This is a genomic window from Sporomusa sp. 246TCP1, from assembly GCF_057319775.1.
Window position 1 is genome coordinate 2,734,022 of sequence record NZ_CM170492.1, and the last position, 21,064, is coordinate 2,755,085.

The window sequence follows — 21,064 nt, forward strand, 5'->3', positions numbered from 1 at the left end:
ACAGTTAACCCGCCCATAACACGTATGATTTACACCATTACATACGCTGCTCTAAACCAATGTAGAAATGACGGGCTGCCATGGGAAATTCTCCTTGCGCTCCCAGCACGCCTCTGTCCTCATATGCCTTATCAGTGAGATTATACCCCTTTAAATAAGCAGTAAGATTAGCATTGATTTTATAGTCTGCCGATAAATCAACTATCCAAGCAGAATTCGATGTAAATGCCTTCAGACTACGACCGGTAACGCCCCGCAGCATAAGTCCGGCATCCCACTTGTCTTGACTGTAAGCAACATTTAAGTGGTAACCATTAGGCTGATTATTGGTAGCATCATCACTATAATCAGTTATTTGATCTTTTAATCGGATCTGAGCATAGCTGTAACCGGCAGAAACATTCCATGCAGAAGACAGTTGACGAGCCAAATCAATGTTTAACCCTTTTATCTTCTGATTACTGACATTCTTAAACGTATATGGACTGGTATGTGTGTCTCTTATAATCGCATCATCAAGATGACTGCTGAAAATGCTGGCCTGCAATTTTGTATTTTTTGCTAATATGGTATTTATACCAACTGTTACCGTATCCCCTTTTTCCGGGCGCAAATTGTGATTACCATTTATAGCAGCACTGTAAAGTTGATCAACAGTGGGAGTCCGGAAAACTTGTCCCCAGGAAGCAAAAACATTGGTATTATTGCTGATTTTACGGTTAATAGTAGCGCTTCCTGTGTTCTGGTCGCTATATTTATTATAATTGTCATGGCGTATCCCTGCTGATAGAGTCCAATCAGCAGGTAACTGCCAACGGTTTTCCAAATATATTGCTTTATTTTCTATATCATAGTCACGAATACCACTCTTAGGAATATCAACATTCACTTTCCTCCAGCTAACGCCACCAACTAAGTTATAATTTTTCGCTATTTTCCAGTTTTCTTGCCAGTCAACGCCAGTAGTATGGCTTTCTGCGGGCCACATATCTAATACACTGGGCCAACCTTCCATGTAGTGATGAACTTCACGCCGGTCATTACTATAGTAAGCTTTTAAAGATCCATCCGCTCCGGTCCCATTTTTCCAATGGTAAGTCAGGTCAACGCTGTCTTCACGATTATCTTCATAAGCAGTAGGGAAAAAATATGATAACCCGTTGGGCGCCTTGAAGCCCGGTGCCGATGTAAACCAACCTGTTTTGCTATCGACATGCTTCCAATACAAATCCAGCGAACGCCCGTCATTTAGGTCCTTATCCAGCCTCATACTAATTGCATCCTGATCGACAGCACTATTGGGCATGCGCTTCACTTCACCGGTCTTCGCATCTTTGTACTCAAAGTAGTCCTGTTTTTTCTTTTCAGCAGTAATGAAATACCCTAACTTATTTTCCCGGCCTTCTGCAGTCACTGTATAATTACGCATACCCCAACTGCCACTCTCGGCCTGAAAGCTTGTCTCGTTTTTAGTTGCTTTGCGGGTAATTATATTAATGACTCCACCGGCAGCATCACTTCCATACAAGGTTGAGTTCGGTCCACGCACAATTTCAATACGCTCGATACTTTTAACACTTGGCAAGAAATTTAAATTCAGTTTCGCATGTCCACCGCCCAGGTCATTCTCTTTGTTGATTTTCCGTCCATCAACCAGTACTAACACACGATCATCGCCATTGATAAATACTGCACTTTGACTATAGCCAGCTGAACCGGAGTCAAATACACTAAGGTTAGCCATTTTCAAAATATCCAGGATGCGGTTATTGCCGCTTTTTTCAATTTGTTCACGTGTAATTACAGTGACACTAGCCGCAGTTTCCGATTGTTTCATTGGAATACGGTCGGCAGTTACAATATAGTCATCAAAACTAAACTCCTGCTCTGCTGCTGCCACCGTCGTCGTACCTAGCATTAATGCACAACTTATAACAGAATGTAGTATCTTTTTTCTGTGCTTATTCACTTACTAATCTCTCCATTCTCTTGTAAGATAAATTTGAATAATAAAGAATCATTTTTAAAATATGTCTATCGAGGTTTTTCGGCAACAATCATAAATTTAGTGCTCATATGACCATACTTCAGATACTCCATGTAAAACCAATCATGGGCAAATATTTTTTCTTTGGTTTCGATAATGCGAAATCCTATAGATTGTAATAACCTTTTATCTTCCTGAGGACGGAAAACCTTAATAAGCGGCAACTTGCAAATTACCTCTTCAGACATAGCATTGACATCAGGATTACGTCTTTCAGAAAGTAACACCAGCACCCAGGAAAGATTCTTCCAAAGCTGTCGCAAAAATTTATATTTGTAATCTATAAAATCACCATCAAAAACAACTAATCGGCCCCCCGGCTTAAGAATACGCCACCACTCGGCATAAGCTGCCTGCGGATCAGGCAGGGTCCATACCACATCCCGGGATACCACCGCATCAAATGTTTCAGGTGCTTCCCGGTCTAAATTAGCCACATCAGCATGATATAGATCAATCAGTAAATTATTCCTCAGAAAATTTTTTCCCGCTATGTCGACCATACCGGGAGCGACATCAACGGCAGTAAGGAAATGACCTTTTTTTGCCAATAAAGTTGCGCAAAAACCCGGACCTGTACCTGCGTCTAATATTTTTTGTTGCGGCTTGTCACCGATGCCGTTACCTAGTAGTCTTTCCCACAAACGTACATTTCGGCTGTCTCTAAATTGGGCATCTACACACTTCTCATAAACGTCTGAGATGTCTGTCCAATACTGAGAAATGTATTTTTTCATTGTATTTTCTCCCGATTCTCATGAATTTGAACCTTGAGTATTAATTCTCCCTTTAAATTACCCGATTTTTCTTTGCCACCTCTGAACTAGTAATTTATCATTTTTACCTATCCTTTTATTTTGCGCTTGCCACATTGCTGCATAAAGTTTGTTATTTCCTATTAAATCAGCGTGTTTTCCTTTCTCAACAACTAACCCGTTTTTCAGTACAACAATTTGATCAACATTTTTAACGGTTCGCAAATGATGCGCAATGACAATTACTGTTCGATTGCGCGCAAGATTGGAAATCGCCTGCTGAATCCGTTGTTCGTTAATTGGATCAACATTGCTGGTAGCTTCATCAAGAATAATTATATCAGCGCCTTTGAGAAAGGCTCTGGCAATAGACAGTCGCTGGCGCTGTCCGCCTGATAAACCTGATCCCTGCTCGCCGACAACTGTATTATAGCCTTCAGACATGGCCATGATTTCATCATGGATCATAGCCTGTTGGGCAGCTGTCACCACTTCTTCCGCTGTAGCCTGCTGGTTGCCAAGTAGCAAGTTTTCATAAATCGTGCCGGAAAAAAGAAATACATCCTGCATCACAACTGTTACATGGGTGAGCAGCGTCTCATACGACATATCCCTAATATCAATTCCGCCGATTTGAATACTTCCGGAATCAGAATCATAAAACCTCAGCAATAGGTTGGTAAGCGTAGTTTTTCCTGAACCAGAAGGTCCTACTAATGCGGTTATTGTCCCTTCTGGTACAGTAATACTAATATTTGAAAGCGCCCCCCCTTGCTTTTGACCCTCTTCATAGGAAAAAGAAACATTTTTAAAGGTAATATCCGAATGTCTGGGGAAGTCTTGTGTGCCATTATCAGACAGTACCGGCGAACACATTATTCTTTGAATACGATCATAACTATTTTTTACCATAATATAATTCAAATAGTATGATTCTGCGGCAAAAAACGGCTTAAAAAATTCTTTACACATAACCACAAAAATAATATATTCCATTACTGTAATTTCCTGGCCAAAGACGCTGTAAGCACCATAGGTCACTACTAATGCGAAAGAAATTTCCAACCACCCAAAATAGTGTCCTAATACAAAAGCGGCTGAATTGGCCACCTGTATGCTGCTTGCACCAAACTGTTCAACAGCGGTATTGAGCCGTTTTTGCAACAAATCATTTTTTTTATAGGATTTCAGTATGGACATTCCCTTTACAAACTCCAGGAAATAACCCAGCATTGTAACATTATCGGCCAGATTTACAGCATGATCTCGCTGCCTTTTTTTTGTACCAAATAGTAGCGCAACCAGTGCCAGAGTAAGACCTGCTGTCATAACAAGTGCCAGTTGCCAGTGGCTAAAAAAAAGGTAGCTGCCGAAAATAATGGAAACGCTAATACTGGCAACCATTCGCGTCCATAAATGAGCAATACCCATTTCCAGCGTATCAACATCCTTTTGTATTACCGTACTGACTTCACTGAGCTGTTCTTTTGTATAAAAAGCAAGTGAAAACTTCTGCAACCTTAAGGTTATCGTTTCACGGATACGCTCAACAAGTGAATAACCTGCTTCATGATTAATCAAATCTCCCATAGTTACGGCACCAGCTTGGATTAGCAGCAATATTGCCATCCATGACCAATAAGGTATAACCGTACCTGACGTTATCTTTCCATCGACAATACCAAATACCATATACAGGATCGTAATTATCGCTGCCACTCCGGCTATTTCCATAATTATAAAGGAGAAGATTGCACCGATCATAAACCTGCTCTCTTTTGTTCCCAAACTCCTCAATAACTCAATCACAACAACTCCTCCTTTATCGTCCAATTTTCCGCAGTACACCGAGCAGCTATCATCTGTTTGTATTTTCCACACCGCGCGATGAGTTCTGTATGGAAGCCATGGTCAATGATTCGCCCATTGTCCACAACAATAACGTTATCCGCACTGCTGACAGTATCCAACCGATGAGTGATAATAATCCGGGTTTTACCGGCACAAACAGCTTCAATTGCATGCTCAATAGCCTGCTCATTTTGAGGGTCAAGTGAAGATGTAGCCTCATCCAGTACAATGATTGGCGCATCTTTGAGAATCATCCTAGCCAATGAAATACGCTGCTTTTCTCCGCCCGACAAGCGGGAGCCTCCTTCACCAGCCATTGTGTTATACCCATCAGGCAACGACTTAATAAAATCGTGAATTTGCGCCTTTTTTGCTGCTAAATATACTTCCTGTTCCGTTGCATCAGGGTTGCCGATTAAAATATTCTCATAAATCGTAGTGTTAAACATAAACGCTTCCTGCTGTACATAAGACACCAACCGGGCAATTTCCTGTTCCGGCAGATCCTTTGTTGAAACACCGTTTATTGTAACCATCCCCGCATCCGGAAGCAAAAAACCATTAATCAGCTTGCCGATTGTTGTTTTACCAGACCCGGATAAGCCGACCAAGGCTGTAGTTGTATTGTAATGGATGGTAAATGATACATTTTCAAGTACCGGAGCCGCGGCATAAGCAAATGAAACAGCGGAAAAAACTATGTCACCGGGAGTCCCGGGCGTCTCAGCTCTTTTTTGGGGTGGTATGGATAAAATGGACAGAATTGCTTTGCATGACGCATTAAACTTCATGACTCTGAATGTGTAAATTAAAAGTTTGCCAAGCGATTCGCCAAAAAAACCGGCAAATATAATCCCGACAACAAAAGTTTTGAAATTGATTGTTCCAGCAAAGAGCTCCTTTGCGCCAACAATAGCAATCACTAACACCCCGCAGGCGATAATCAGGTTCTGGATGAATCGCGGCAGGATAATTAAGCGAGTTACCCGCTTTACCCAAAAAATATAATCATGCATCCGTTCAAGTACCTGCCGCGTTTTTCCCTTGCCGGTGTTAAACACTTTAATAACGCGAATTCCGGCAATATATTCCAGCAAGTCTGCACTCATCAGGCTTGTACGTTTATAGTACTCATCAAATTTTGGGGCATAACCTTTCATATACCACTTCGTATATAACGCCAACAATGGAATTTGTATGGCATATATAAGGGCAAATTGCCAGAAAACGCTACACATAAACGCAATAATTGCTACCGGAATGATTGACACAATAAGCAATTCAGGCAATGCGTGCGCTAAAAACAGTTCAATCTGCTCTACTTCATGATTGACAATCTGTGCAAATTCTCCAGATTTGTGCTTTTCCATATCTGACAATGACAAGTGCTCGATATGAGCAATAATCCTGCTCCTGATATTGGCCAGCGTAGAAAAAGCAACCCGGTGGGTTATTGCCGTGCCAAGCCCATACAACACCGCTTTTACCACAAGCAGCAAAGCAACCATGCCGCATTGCGGAAAAATTGCTGTAAAAGGCTGTTTTTGCGCCAGTAAATCCAACATGGACACAATGTAGAAAAAGGGTATAATGCCGCAAACTACACTTGCGGCATTAATAAACCCGGCCAGAATACTTCTCCTCATATCCCTTGCTGATAGCAGCTCAACCGTGTTTGTAATCATAATGCGACATTTTGCTCCTCTTTTATTTTCTCTTGGCATTGATGCACAAGCGTTTCGAGACGCGTCAGGTTGTTGGCCTGATTTTGCCCCTGAAAAGTTAATGTTAAAAAGGGAATATTGGAATATTCACTTCTAAATCGTTCCATAAGCGATTCTATAACCATACCGGGAACACAGTTAAATGGAATGGCATTAATGATGCCATCTGCTTTATAGTTGATCATCTCGATCGCTGCCCCAATATGGCTGCCGGCTTTAAGCGTCATACCTGATTTTTGGATGTGATTCAACATACAAGGTTCGAAGTTGTAACCCAAATGTTTAATAATTGGTTTGATATATTTTTCTTCCTGTTTATCAATTTGCTGATTTATTAATCTCGCCTTTGCAGCCTGAACAGAGTTTCCCGCTTTCTCCGCATAATAGATATTTTTATACCTTGTATATTTCATTAATTCATGCACCGGAGGTGTAACAACCTCTGCTCCAAGCAATTCAAGGGTCTGAATGAGATTATTGCTAGAAAAATCAACATTGCGTATATAAGCCTCCCCCATAACCCCAATACGGGGTCGCCGTATTGTACGGTCAACAGATACTGCCAGCATTGCCGCCACAGCTTTATCTATAGCTTCAGAAAACCTTTTGCCCTTTTCTAATGTATAGCTGATAGAATCGATACAGGTTTCAAAGACCTTTTCCGCCATGCCTTTTTCGCACTCGTACGGCCGGATGTTTAGAAGCAGGCGGTTTAATATGTCAAGAGCAATAAATGCTTTCACTATTGCCTCTCTATAGTTGGAGCTTGAAACAATCTCTTTAAATTGTGGGTTTGCTTGACCATAATCATCAACAATAACTGTATCTCCGACTCCGCATGTAGTTTTTACAAGTTTTTTTAAGGCAATATTATGAAGAGGGTTAAACGAGTCATACCGGCAACTGCCGCATGAGCCGGGAGAAAAAAAAGCCATGCCTTTTTCATTGGGAGAGGATAATATCTTTTTAAAAATATCACCTGTAATAAGAATACAAGGGTAGCACTCTTCACCAGTAGTAAATTGCTGACCATAAGCAACACTTTCTTGATCAGGTTCGGGTAACGATACAGCATTAATACCGCAGCGCCTAAATGCTGCTGTCCAGATTCTAGAGCCTCTGGCCACATAAGGGATATAGAGCGTCTTGACTGATTCCCTATCAAAAGATTTGTGTTGAATCCGGTCCGGTCGATAAGCAGTTGCATTTGGCTTCGAACAAATCGCATCAAGAAATGCTTCACACCGTGTTATAATACCAGCTTCTCCCGAATGTTCATCAATTTCCAGATATAATGCCGGTTTACCACCAAGCTCACTTTTTATAAAATGGGACATCATTGAATCATTTACACAACTGAAATTAGTCACATATACAGGATATACATTGGGCATATCCCGAACTATATCGCTAAGCGTCAACATACGTTGTCCCATAGCCAGGGTAGTATTATACCAGGCAGCATGTACATCATCCGAACTGTAAAAATCGAAAAAATCCATTGGCAGACAATGTACGCCTAGTCCCCGCCATATCTTGGGAAGATTCAATGTTAATACCTTGTCACAGGTATTATGAAGTTTTCCTATCAAAACAACCGCCTTATCGTCAGGAGCAATACGTGACAAAGCCGCCTGCCCTTTGGCCAACATTTTCTTGCGGAATGTATTGTATTGATTAAAGGCATCATCGCAGGCATCATACACACTTTTTACCGCATAATGCCCCATAGACTGCATCATTTTGTATAATTCCTTTTTAACTGCTTCCGGGCCCATGCGAAAATGAAGCTCTGGTTTTAATATAGGTATCCCTTTTTTTTCAATATGCAAAGATTCATTTGTCATCTCAGCAATAAAAACGACAAAATCACAATGATTGGCCATTGGATGATGACGCAAGGCGCAGGATTGTGTTTCCCGCAGCGAGGGGATAAAGACAGCATCAATTTTACCAAGCTTAGCCTGGTCAACAATCAAGCTAACATGCCCATGCGCCAATTTAGCAGGAAAGCAAGTAGTCGTGCGCACACTGTCAATACCACGATTTATGATATCGCGATTCGATTCTGGTGTTATTTTTACCGCAAAACCTAAATTTTCAAAAAATGTCTTAAAAAAAGGAAAATATTCATAAAACATTTGAATACGGGGAATGCCAATTACTTGCTTACTTTCGTCCGTTTCCACTTGTCCGCAAAGTAGCGCTTCTCTAGCAGCAAAGTAATCAGGAATAGAACTCACTTCTTTATGAGACGCAACCTCATATTTTTCACAACGTCCGCCATAATACAATGATTGATTACCCTCAATCATGATTCTATTAATATCACACAGGTTATCACAGCCGCGACATTCAAATGTATAGGTTTTAAACGGGCGTTCCAGGTAGTCAAGACCTTTGAACCGGGACTTTATTCCTGGGTTTGCCATGTAGTGCTCCCGTGCCAGCAAACAGCAGCCAAGAGCACCCATAACCTCATAATGCTCTGGAACATAAATCGTTTTTCCGGTTACCTCCTCAAATGCCGCAACCACAGCTTCATTTGCCGCAACCCCGCCTTGAAAGAAAATACAAGAACCTATCGGTCGGTTCTCTACTACCTTCAATAAATAATTATGTACAATAGAATAGGCCAACCCGGCCGTAATATCGGCGATTTCTCCATCATTTTCAAAATATTTTACAATTTCCGATTCCATAAATACTGTACACTTTTCGCCACAATCTAGGGGTGCGGCCGAAGATAAGGCTAATCTGGCAAATTCATTTTTAATTTGCACATTAAGTTTTTGCGCCTGCTCTTCCAAAAAACTTCCAGTACCGGCAGCACAGGCTTTGTTCATGCTAAAATTATCCACAATTCCATCAGCAAGATGAATATATTTAGAATCCTGACCACCTATCTCAAAAATTGTATCTACCTGCGGGTTTAAAAAAGTAGCTGCCTTAGCATGGGTTGTAATTTCATTTTTAATAATATCCGCACCTAAGAGATCACCGATTAGCAGTCTCCCCGAACCGGTGGTAGCAACCCCGGCAATAAATACTGCAGTCCCATAAAGCTCGTATAACTGGCTCAGCCCATAGCGGACAGCTTCTATAGGCTGTCCGGCAGTCATAAGATAGCGTTTAAATATGACCTCACCTGTTTGACTGAGAAGCACGATATTCGTAGAAATTGAACCGATATCAATTCCCAGAAACAGTGGACCATTAGGCAATTGAGGTTTATCGGTAAACTTATGTTGGGGAAAACATGACTTCATTGCCTTAAGTGGACTCAATTGCTTTTTCTCGGCTACAGAATTTTCTTGTTTTGCTTTTCTAGTTTCCACACTTTTACATGAAATTATCTTTTCAGGATTATGCAGTAGCCACTGTACAGCTCCATAAGCACACATGGTCACTGCATTCCCCGGTACATACAGTTCGGACTCCGACAATGAGAATGCCGTGCGGAAAGCCCACAGAACTCCTGGATTCTGAGAAACACCTCCTGTAAATATGACTGGTGGTATTAATTCTTTACCTTTAGCAATATTGGCTTTAAAATTACCGGCAACCGCATTACATAAACCAGCAACAATATCCTCAGTAAGAGTCCCTTTCTGCTGCAAATGGATCATGTCCGATTTAGCAAACACCGAACAGCGTCCGGCAACCCGTGCCGGATTTTTAGCTAACAGAGCCTGTTGTGCAAACTCTTCTATTGTCAAATGTAAACGGGCTGATTGCTGGTCAAGAAAGCTACCTGTTCCTGCTGCACAAAAACTGTTCATGGAAAAATCCTTTAGCACCATCTTGTCACTCTTCCTGCTAATGTTTTCTTCCATAATAATCAGTTTTGAATCCTGGCCACCAATATCAATAATCGTTCTAATATCATGGTTTTGACTGGTGACTCCCTGAACAAGTGCAATAACCTCATTTACCGCTGTTGCACCAAAATTGGCTACAGCCCTAGACGCACCAACACCTGTAGCAGCCATAGCGATAATTTCATACCTTTGTTCTATGCCTTTAACCACATCGAAAAGGATGGCATCAATTCGGCCATTATGTCTGATATATTGATCCGACAATAGTATATTATCTTCAGATACAATTGCTACATCAATACTTACAGAACCAATATCCACACCAACATATACACGCATCAGCGCACTCCCCCAACCTGTTGATTTACAAACCCGTTAACTATCCGGGCTAGTGCATCCGGATAAGACTTAATTGACATATGCCCTCCAGGAAGCATGGAGTATCTTACTGATGTAAGATACTCACTCCACCGCTGAATATTCCGAACCAGTTCCATTTCTTCTTCTTGCTTACCTAGTGCCACCAAACTATGTACAGTAAGCTTAGTATCAGCAAACACATATTTGTGCATAGCACATGCAACGTTTCTAAGTATCCGGAAATAATTATGTTTGTCGGTAGTCGGAAGCAGACTGAGATCAAATCCATAGCACTTAAGTGTATACGAATTTAGTTCATCATCGCTAACTGCTAATATATAATCCATCTCCCGCCTAGCTCCAGGCGGTGGACAACTGACCAGGAGAAGCCCAACAACATATTTACAACCATCGTCAAGAAGTTTGCGTACCAGCTCATAGGCAATAAAACCGCCAAATGAGTAACCCATAACAAACACTGGTTTCTGCATCGTCTCTATTAGCGGGATAAATGGTGCTGCAAATTCTTCGATTGAAGCCGGCAGTTCATCACCACCGCCATGTCCGGGCATAACAGCAGCCAGCACCTCAATAGTGGGACTAATCATCTGTGAAAATCGATAATACATCGAAGCATTGCCGCAGGCATAAGGAAAACAGACAAGTGTTCCCAAACAACCGTCATTAGAATTTAAGGAGATCAGCCTCTGATCTAACATTTTGATTCTCCTTTCCAAAAAATATCCTACATAGATTTTCAGCAACAATCTGCGTATGTGATTCCAAAAATACGTGTTCTCCACCAGGAATAACCGTATAAATGACTTGTTGGGCATATTTCTCCCAATGCGGCAGATAGTCTGTCGATACAATATACTTATCCATTTCACCTTGAAACGAATAAAGCGGACTGCGTATTTTATAATCAGGATACTGATAATTCATCATCGCTCGAAGATCATTGCGCACGATTGCACAATTATCTGCAATTTCCTCCGCAGACATATCGTCTAGCATTTGAACCATCGCTGAGCCAGCCTGCTTTAAGGTTTCTACCATCTCAGTCTCTGATGTGTCAGGCCAATAGTGTTTTCCTGATGCATCAGGAGCCATGGATGAGATCATGATCAATCCGTCAATAGTACAATTACGGGCTTCAAGTTCCCTAACAAGTTCAAAAGCAAGCGTACAACCAAAGCAATATCCCATAATGTACAGGGGTTTATCTTTTTTCTTGGCGATAAAATCAACAAAAGGTACAACCATTTCCTGAATCGTTGGCAAAAGCGTCTTAGTATTGCCATGCCCCGGAATATTAGCTGCCATAACTTCAACTGAATCCGGCAAGCAGGCCGCAAATGGCGCAAACATTTCACCAGTAGCATAATACGAGGAATTAGGAAAACAAAACAGATACAACTCCGGATTACTGGGAGTTTTCAAAAATGCGATGTTATTCGGTGTTAAACAGGAATACGTGTTCTTTCGTTCATTAACCAACGGCTGTAAAAAATGGCTTATTTTTTTTATTGTGGGCTCTTTTAACAAAATATTCATAGGTAGTTGAAGGTCAAAAAATTCCTTATGAATTTCTGTCAACAATTGCATCGCTCGCAGAGAGTTCCCGCCGATGTTAAAGAAATTATCGTTTATACCGATATTAGCTAACTTTAATACTCTCTTCCATATTTGTACCATCCGTTCTTCCATTTCATTGGTGGATTCTTTATAGTCATTATGCTCCTGCTGGGACAAATCTGGCTCTGGCAAACGCTGCCGATCCACTTTGCCGTTGGCGGTCAGCGGCAGCTCTGCCAGCAGCACATAGGTTCCTGGAATCATATAGTCAGGTATTTTACTGCGTAAAAACTCATTAATTTTCGAATTATACTCATTTTTCTGTGATACTGCCTGGTCATAATCATACGGCACGATATACCCAATCAGCCGTTTTTGCGTTTTGTCTCCTAGCGCCGCCACAACTGCCGTTTTTACCGTTTCCTGTTTTTCCAGTGCTGCTTCAATTTCCCCTAGTTCAATCCGGTACCCGTTTATTTTTACCTGGAAGTCTTCACGGCCAAGAAACTCAATCATACCGTCAGGCAGATAGCGGCCAAGGTCGCCGGTCCGGTATAATCGCTCCCCGGTCACCGGGTGGATAATAAAGCTTGCCTTGGTCTTTTCTTCATCCTTCCAGTAGCCTTTGGCCAGTCCTATTCCGCCGATATACAACTGTCCGGGTACCCATACCGGTACCGGTTCCAGTTTCTCATTGTAAATATGAAAACTCTGGTTTTTAAGCGGCGTTCCGTAAGGAATGCTTGTCCATTCAGCATTGATCTGCTTAATCGGATAGTGAATCGACCAGATTGAAGCTTCTGTGGCTCCGCCCAGGCTGTATAGCGCTGCCTCCGGCAGCTGCTGCCATATTTGTTCCGGTAGATGCAACGGTATCCAGTCCCCACTCATCATAATCAGCCGCAATGCCGCCGGTATTTGCTTGCCGCTGCCTGCAGCATATTCCACCAGCATCTGGACAATAGCCGGGACTGAGTTCCACATAGTAATACGGTTTGCTGCCAGCAGTTCCAGCCAGCGAGCCGGGTCTTTGGCGTCTGCTGCCGCCGGCAGGACAATACTGCCACCGGCTCCGTGCAAGCCGAAGATATCGTAAACCGACAAGTCAAAGTTAAGATTGGAAATCGCTAAAGCACAGTCATCGATGGTAACGGCAAAGCGCTGATTGATGTCCAGTATGGTATTAACTGCGCCGCGGTGGTCAATAACGACGCCCTTAGGATTGCCGGTAGAACCTGAAGTAAAAATAACATAGGCAATATCTGACGGTGTCTGCAGGTTATCTAGCGGGGAATCATCCAGCAAATCCAACTGATTGTCGGTTACGCTGACCGTTTGAATTTCTGCAGGCCAGTCCAGTGCAGCCTTATATTTTTCCTGCGTTACCGCCATCTTGCACTCACCTGTAGTTAAAAGATACTGCAATCTTTCGGGTGGAATATCAGCATCAACAGGCAAATAGGCGGCCCCGGAAAAAAGAATGCCATAGACTGCAACAATCTGCTCCCAGCCTTTCTCCATAACAACTGCGACCAGGGTATTGGGGCTTGCTCCCAGGTTTCTTAGGTGTCTGGCAAGCTGGTTGCTGCGTTTAAAAAGTTGGGCATAACTGAGTTTATCGTTAGGTGTAATGACAGCATCTTTGTCAGGAACAATTTTTACCTGTTCCGCCAGAAAATCTTGAAGCAGCTTTCCACTTACAGGCCCGGCGGTTGCATTCACCTGCCGGCGCTGTGCATGTTGTGCCGGAGGAACCGGGTGAATTTCCTGATTCCAGTCAAATTCAGGTTTTGCCAGGTTTGCAAGCAGCCCACAGTAACAGTGGAACATGTCATCAATCATACTTTCTGGAAACAATTCATCCACAACATCCCAATTGAAGACAAGCTCACCTGTAATTTCAAATACCTGCTGGTCGAGCCAGACCTGCGAAGTTTCCGATAAACTGCTAAACTCTCCCTTTTGTTTTGCGAACAAATCAGGAAATTCATTGTTTAGTCCTAAGCCACTCGTAAAAACTACCGGCATAATAGCTTCTCTCATGCCACCCCGCCGCGATACAAGTTCGCGGATTACTTCAACGCCACTAAAGTAGGGATAGTCAAGCGTCTCCAGCATCGCTTTCTGGCTGTGCTGTGCCCAAGAAAGAAATTTTTCCGGCTGGGAATAGTCCAGCTCCACAAGGGCTACCGATGTAAAATCGCCTATAATCTGGTCGATTTGGGGATGTAAAGGCAGACGGTTTGCCAAAGTAAGATTGAGTGTAAACCGGCTTTTTTTACTCCAGGCGCCAATAATCGCCGCATAGGCTGCAAATAAGATGCCTGAGGGAGTAATTCCCTGCTGTTTGGCCCGTTCTTTTAATGTATTCCATTGGCCTGGTGAAAGAGTGGAGGATTTACGTCTAAACCGAGGGTTGGCTATAGTTTGAGGGTTAGTTTTTAACGGCAATTCCGGTGCCGGAGCCAGACTATCTACTTTTGACAGCCAGTAGTTTCTTGACTTCTGGTACAGAGTGGTGTCCTTTATTTTTCTTTCCGTTAAAACATAATCACGGTAATGTACAGCGATATCAGCCAAAGGTACATCCGGGGTTTGATAAAGCATCATCCATTCATTGAAGAAGTTCATAACACTGGTAAAATCCATAATCAGCATATCCAAATGGACATGCAGCCTGGTTATATCTTCCGTCAGCACGCTTGCTCTGATATCAAAGAGCGGCCATTTGCCTGCAGGCAGCATTTCATGCGCCATACACTCATGTATTTCCTGCAGCCTGATTTCTCTGGTTTTCTTGTCCAATTTTCGGAAGTCATATACTTCAATAACATAAGGTTCAACCGCTTCTAAAATCTTTTGTTCGCTGCTGTTAAAGATAACAGCCCGCAACATATCATGCCTGGCAATAAGGGTATGTAATGCCGCATTGAGCTTTTGAATATTGACATTTTTCATTTCGAATTCCTGATAAATATGTGTCGCTACATTGCCAAGCTCAAAAAATGCATTGCGCCCTAACAGATAAGCCTGCTGCAGGTCGGTCAGCGGAAATACCTGATACCGGTTATCAGGATCGGCTATAATCGCCGGCAGTTCTGCCATCATCGAGTTGCTGCTGCCTTGCTGCAGAATTGTCTCTATTACAAGTGCAAACGCTGCTATTGTCTGTGTTTCAAAAAGCGTTGCCAGAGATAGGTCAACAGAAAATTCTTGACAAATACGGTTATTAATGCGAACACCTGTCAGGGAGTCACCGCCAATACCGAAGAAATTGTCATGAATTCCTATACCTGGCAATTTCAATTCTGCTTTCCAAATGTCAGCAATTTTCTTTTCCAGTTCTGTACGAGGATCTTTTTGCCTGTCAACCTCATTATCTGCCAATAAATCCGGTTCCGGCAGGCGCTGTCTGTCCACTTTGCCGTTGGTGGTCAGCGGCAGTTCCGGCAATAGCACATAAGCTCCCGGAATCATATAGTCAGGCAGTTTTGTGCGCAAGTACGCATTGATGCCGGCATAATAGGCTTCTTTGTCATTCACTGCCTGATCATACTCACACGGCACAATATACCCGACCAGCCGTTTTTGCGTTTTGTCACCTAATGCTGCCACAACTACCGCTTTTACTGTTTCATGCTTTTCCAGTGCTGCTTCAATTTCCTCCAACTCAATCCGGTACCCGTTGATTTTTACCTGGAAGTCTTCACGGCCAAGAAACTCAATCGTACCATCGGCCAAATAGCGGCCAAGGTCGCCGGTCCGGTATAACCGTTCCCTGGTCACCGGATGGGTAATAAAGCTTGCCTTGGTCTTTTCTTCATCCTTCCAGTAACCTTTGGCTAAGCCTATCCCGCCGATATACAACTGTCCGGGTACCCATACCGGTACCGGTTCCAGTTTTTCATTGTAAATCTGAAAGCGCTGGTTCTTTAGCGGTGTGCCGTAAGGAATACTTGTCCATTCAGCATTGACCTGCTTAATCGGATAGTGAATAGACCAGATCGAAGCTTCTGTGGCTCCACCCAGGCTGTACAGTGAAGCCTCCGGCAGCTGCTGCCATATTTGTTCCGGTAGGTTCAACGGTATCCAATCCCCGCTCATCATAATCAGCCGCAATGCTGCCGGTATTTGCTTGCCGCTGCCTGCAGCATATTCCACCAGCATCTGGACAATAGCCGGGACTGAGTTCCACACAGTAATCCGGTTTGCTGCCAGCAGTTCCAGCCAGCGAGCCGGGTCTTTGGCGTCTGCTGCCGCCGGCAAGACAATACTGCCACCGGCTCCGTGCAAGCCGAAGATATCATAGACCGACAAGTCAAAGTTAAGATTGGAAATCGCCAAAGCACAGTCGTTACCGGTAACGCCAAAGCGCTGATTGATGTCCAGTATGGTATTGACTGCGCCGCGGTGGTCGATAACGACGCCCTTGGGATTGCCGGTAGAGCCAGAAGTAAAAATAACATAGGCAATATCTGACGGTGTCTGCAGGTTATCTAGCGAGGAATCATCCAGCAAGTCCAGCTGATTGTCGGTTACGCTAACCGTTTGAATTTCTGCAAGCCAGTCCAGTGTAGCCTTATATTTGTCCTGCGTTACCGCTATCTTGCACTCACTTGTGGCTAAAAGATAATGCAATCTTTCGGGCGGAACATCAGCATCAATCGGCAGATAAGCTGCTCCGGCAAAAAGAATACCGTAGACTGCGACAATCTGCTCCCAGCCTTTTTCCATGACAACCGCGATTAGGGTGTTGGGGCTGGCTTCCAGGTTTCTTAGGTGTCTGGCAAGCTGGTTGCTGCGTTTAAAGAGTTGGGCATAACTAAGTTTATCGTTACCCGTAATGACGGCATCTTTGTCAGGAACAATTTTTACCTGTTCCGCCAGAAAATCCTGAAGCAGCTTTCCACTTACAGGCCCGGCGGTTGCATTCACCTGCCGGCGTTGTGCCAATTGTGCCTGAGGAACCGGATAAATTTCCCGATTCCAGTCAAATTCAGGCTCTGCCAGGTTCGCAAGCAGTTCACAGTAGCACTGGAACATATCATCAATCATACCGTCCGGAAACAATTCATCCACAACATCCCAATTGAAGACAAGCTCACCTTTAATTTCAAATACCTGCTGGTCGAGCCAGACCTGCGAGGTCTGACTGACTCCATAGCTGTTTTGTGAAAAAGAATCCAGGATATTGGCGACATCCTGTGGTAGCTCAGCAGCATTCAATCCGCCGCACAAATCAAGCCCCAAACCACTGGTGAAAACCACCGGCATTAAGGTACGATGTTTCCCCTTCTGTCTCGCCGCCAATTCTCGCAAAAATTCAATGCCGCTAAAATAGGTATTATCTAAATTCTGGTACATTTTTCTCTGTACTTGTTTGGCATAATCCATAAACGTACAGCGACTGCTAAAATCCATCTCCATTAATACCACGGATGTAAAGTCACCGACTATTTCATTCACCTGTTGATGCAGTGGCAGTCTGCGGAAAAGAGTCATATCAATTGTGAACCGGGGATTTTTTACCCAGGATGCAATTACTAAGGCATATGCTGTTAACAAAACCACGGAAGGTGTAAGGCCATTTTTTTGCGCAGTTGATTTAACGGTTTCCCATTGCGTGTTCGCTAATGTTGCCTGTTTCCTGCGGAAAAAAGCTTTTTGAATAGAACTTAATGGTTTTACATAAGGTATTTCAGGCCCGGCCGGCAGCGTGTCAATTTGTTCCAGCCAAAAGTCTTTGGCTCTTTTGTAAGCTTCCGTTTCTACAAGCTGCTTTTCGGCCATTACATAATCCCGGAAAGAAAGCTCCAACAGCGGCAGTTGCAACTCCGGCTTACTATAATAAAGGATTAATTCTCGTATTAATACACTCATACTAAACAGATCAACAATAAGCATATCCAGACTGATGTGAAGTCTGACTACATCATCATTAAAGATCGTGGCTCGCACCTCAAACAATGGCCACTTATGAGCAGGCAACACCTGATGGGACATTTCATCCCGGATTTCCTGCAATTTTTGTCTGGTTATTTCTTCCGTCTTTCCTCTCAAATCGATTATGTGCAGTTCATAAATCGGAACCTCTGGCAGTATTATTTGTTCGCCGGATTCGAGGATAATTGCCCTAAGCATTTCATGCCTCTGAATTAATTTATTGATCGCATTTTGCAAACGTACAAGGTCAATATTTTTACTTTCAAATTCCTCATAAACATGGGTAGCGATACTTCCCAGTTCAAAAGCATTCGTTCTTCCAACCCAGTACGCTTGTTGCACATCATTTAACGGAAAAGGCAGAAAACGGTTATCAGGATTATTTACAATCTCAGGCAATGCCTGGAATACCGACTGCGTTAACTGGGATTGTAATACTGCAGCAATTGACTTTAAATCACTATTTTCAGCAAACGTTTGTATTGAAAAATCCGTTTTTAATTCCGCGTTAATTTTATTTCTCAATTCCAGCATTAATATTGAATCAAAACCAAGTTCTGCAATAAGACTGTTATCATTTATAGCTGATTCATCAACTTTTAACAAACCGGCAATTTGTTTTTTAAAAAATTGTAATAACTCACTACCGCTAATAAATGAAACAGGTTGTAATCTATTATCCATTTCTTCCTGGATTTCTTTAACCGGTTCTATAACGACATGTGTTTCCATACCCTTCATCTCAACACAAACAGTCCCCTGCCTACCATCCGTTTCTCTTTGCGGCAACCAGTAATCTTCGCCGCCAAATGGATATACCGGCATTGGAATATGGTAGTATTTACCTTTTTTAAATAAGCTTTTCCAATTCAGGTTGTAGCCTTTAACATATAAAGCTGCTAACTGCAACAACTTTTCTTTATATATCTCTCCAGTCAAATCCCGAACTTTCTGTAATTCTTCAATGAGTCCCTCACCCTGTCCCACCGATTCTTGTAATGGGATTTCTTTTTCAAAAGGATCATGTTCTTCACTTCTGAAATAATCTTCCGTTATTCCCTTCTCACTGATTTCTGCTATTTTGGCTTTAAGATCATCCATGTTTTTAGCAATTAAAACACACCGAACCGAAAAATGACTTCGCCCGGTCAATAATGTATAGGACATATTCTCAATCGAATAGTTTTCTGCTTCTTTTTCTAGCCATTTACCCATATCAGCAATTTTTTGGGTTAATGCCATTTCTGTCTTTGCGGAAAATGGAAAGAAATAATACGGATTAATCTGATTATTGGCCTTACTCTTTTGAACCGGCGGTTCTTCAATAATTAAATGACAATTTGTACCACTAAATCCGAATGCGCTGACTCCGGCCCTTAAAGGTCCTCCATCATTGCTTTTCCATTCTTGAAGTGTTGTATTTACATAAAATGGAGTATCAATAAAATTTATATGCTCATTTACTTCTTTTAAGCTGATTGTTGGCGGAATCATCCTGTATTTTAACGCCATTAAAATTTTAAAAACACCCGCTATTCCAGCCGCCATAATGGTATGTCCAAAATTGGGTTTTTGTGACCCGATAGCGCAAAATTGCTTTTTATCAGTAAACATACGAAATGCTTCTGTTAAAGCCTTAACTTCAATTGGATCACCTAATTTAGTTCCAGTGCCGTGCGCTTCCACATAGCTGACTGTTTCCGGATGAACAGCCGTATTTTTATAAGCCTCATAAATTAACTCTTTCTGTGAAAGCATATTAGGAGCGGTAATGCCTTTTGTTCTACCGTCCTGATTCATTACAGAACCTTTAATTACACCATAAATATGGTTGCCATCCTCTATTGCTGCTGTCAATGGTTTTAACACCACAGCCCCGACACCTTCGCCAATCGCAATCCCGTTTGCTGAATTATCAAAAGTTTTACATCTGCCATCAGGTGCTAACATATTTGTTTTTGATGCCATAACATAATATTCCGGTGAACTAAGCACAAAAACAGAACCTGCCAAAGCAATATTTGATTCTCCCCGCCGAATACTATCACAAGCTAAATGGATTGCCACTAAAGAAGATGAACAAGCAGTATTGACCGTAAGACTTGGTCCCTTTAAATCTAAATAATAGGCAATTCTAGCAGCTAATATGGCCATATCATTACCGAGAAACGTTTGTGAATTAATATCGTCTGCTAATAAAGTTTTTTCCTTATATTCGCTTGTCCGTCCCCCCACAAAAACTCCTACTTTTTTTCCTGACAATTGCTCAACAGAATATCCCCCATCTTCAAAAGCTTTAAATGCTTCTTCTAGAAACAACCTTTGTTGAGGGTCCATTCTTTCCGCTTCACGGGGCGAAATATTAAAAAATAAAGCATCAAATCTAGCATTATTTCTTAATAATCCTCCCCACTTACTGATAGATTTGTTTGCCACATTAGGATCGGGATCATAATATTTTCTTTCTTCCCAGCCTTTACGGTTGATCTCCTCAATACAACAATCTCCCATTTGTAGATGTTCCCAAAACTCTTGAATTGTATCTGATCCGGCAAATTTACCTGAAATACCTATTATTGCTATATCTGAGTCTTTTCCTGTCATCACAGCCTGATGGCAATTATTACTTCCCTCATTATTACAAGTAATTTGTTTTTCTTGGCCAAAATCATGTGTATTTAGTAATGGCCGTTCTGCCCCATGCTGCTCCAATATATATTCGGCTAACTCCTTAATTCCTCTATAAACAAAGGGTACTTCAATTCCCAATGCAATTCCTAATTTTCGATTAACCTCTCGCACAAAATCTACAGCAAATACTGAATCTATACCGAGTTCCGAAAAACTTGCATTTAGATCAAGAGATTTATCAGTGGCTTTAAGCAAGTCAGTAACTATTTTCTTAATATTAGTTTCAATATCTGACAAACAACCCTGGAACTGCTCATTCATACTCTATTCCCTCCCACTGTGCGCTAATTTAGT

At 42.3% G+C, this 21,064-nt stretch carries 7 protein-coding genes; all 7 read right to left on the bottom strand.

All coding sequences use genetic code 11. The annotated features are described in order from the left end of the window. Positions 1 to 37: 37 nt before the first annotated feature. Positions 38 to 1,969, bottom strand: a complete 1,932-nt coding sequence (locus AC1ECB_RS12820) for a TonB-dependent receptor plug domain-containing protein (RefSeq protein ID WP_485669053.1) — start codon at positions 1,967 to 1,969, stop codon at positions 38 to 40. A 65-nt stretch (positions 1,970 to 2,034) separates the two neighbouring features. Continuing rightward, positions 2,035 to 2,784: a class I SAM-dependent methyltransferase gene (locus AC1ECB_RS12825; protein ID WP_485669054.1), complete on the bottom strand. Its 750-nt coding sequence runs from the start codon at positions 2,782 to 2,784 to the stop codon at positions 2,035 to 2,037. Between the two features lie 57 nt (positions 2,785 to 2,841). Next, complete coding sequence (locus AC1ECB_RS12830) at positions 2,842 to 4,611, bottom strand: ABC transporter ATP-binding protein (protein WP_485669055.1); 1,770 nt, start codon at positions 4,609 to 4,611, stop codon at positions 2,842 to 2,844. Then, a complete protein-coding gene (locus AC1ECB_RS12835) occupies positions 4,608 to 6,338 on the bottom strand; it encodes an ABC transporter ATP-binding protein (protein ID WP_485669056.1) in 1,731 nt (576 codons plus the stop codon). Before AC1ECB_RS12835 ends, AC1ECB_RS12830 begins: the two co-directional genes overlap by 4 nt. Further along, positions 6,335 to 10,537 (bottom strand): acyl-CoA dehydratase activase, encoded by a 4,203-nt coding sequence (locus tag AC1ECB_RS12840; protein ID WP_485669057.1) that lies wholly within the window; start codon positions 10,535 to 10,537, stop codon positions 6,335 to 6,337. The genes AC1ECB_RS12835 and AC1ECB_RS12840 overlap by 4 nt, the downstream gene beginning before the upstream one ends. Then, on the bottom strand, positions 10,537 to 11,277 hold the full coding sequence (locus tag AC1ECB_RS12845) for a thioesterase II family protein (RefSeq protein ID WP_485669058.1): 741 nt from the start codon (positions 11,275 to 11,277) through the stop codon (positions 10,537 to 10,539). The genes AC1ECB_RS12840 and AC1ECB_RS12845 overlap by 1 nt, the downstream gene beginning before the upstream one ends. After that, positions 11,243 to 21,031 carry an amino acid adenylation domain-containing protein gene (locus tag AC1ECB_RS12850; RefSeq protein ID WP_485669059.1) on the bottom strand — a complete coding sequence of 3,263 codons (9,789 nt, stop codon included), beginning with the start codon at positions 21,029 to 21,031 and terminating at the stop codon, positions 11,243 to 11,245. Before AC1ECB_RS12850 ends, AC1ECB_RS12845 begins: the two co-directional genes overlap by 35 nt. Positions 21,032 to 21,064: the final 33 nt, after the last annotated feature.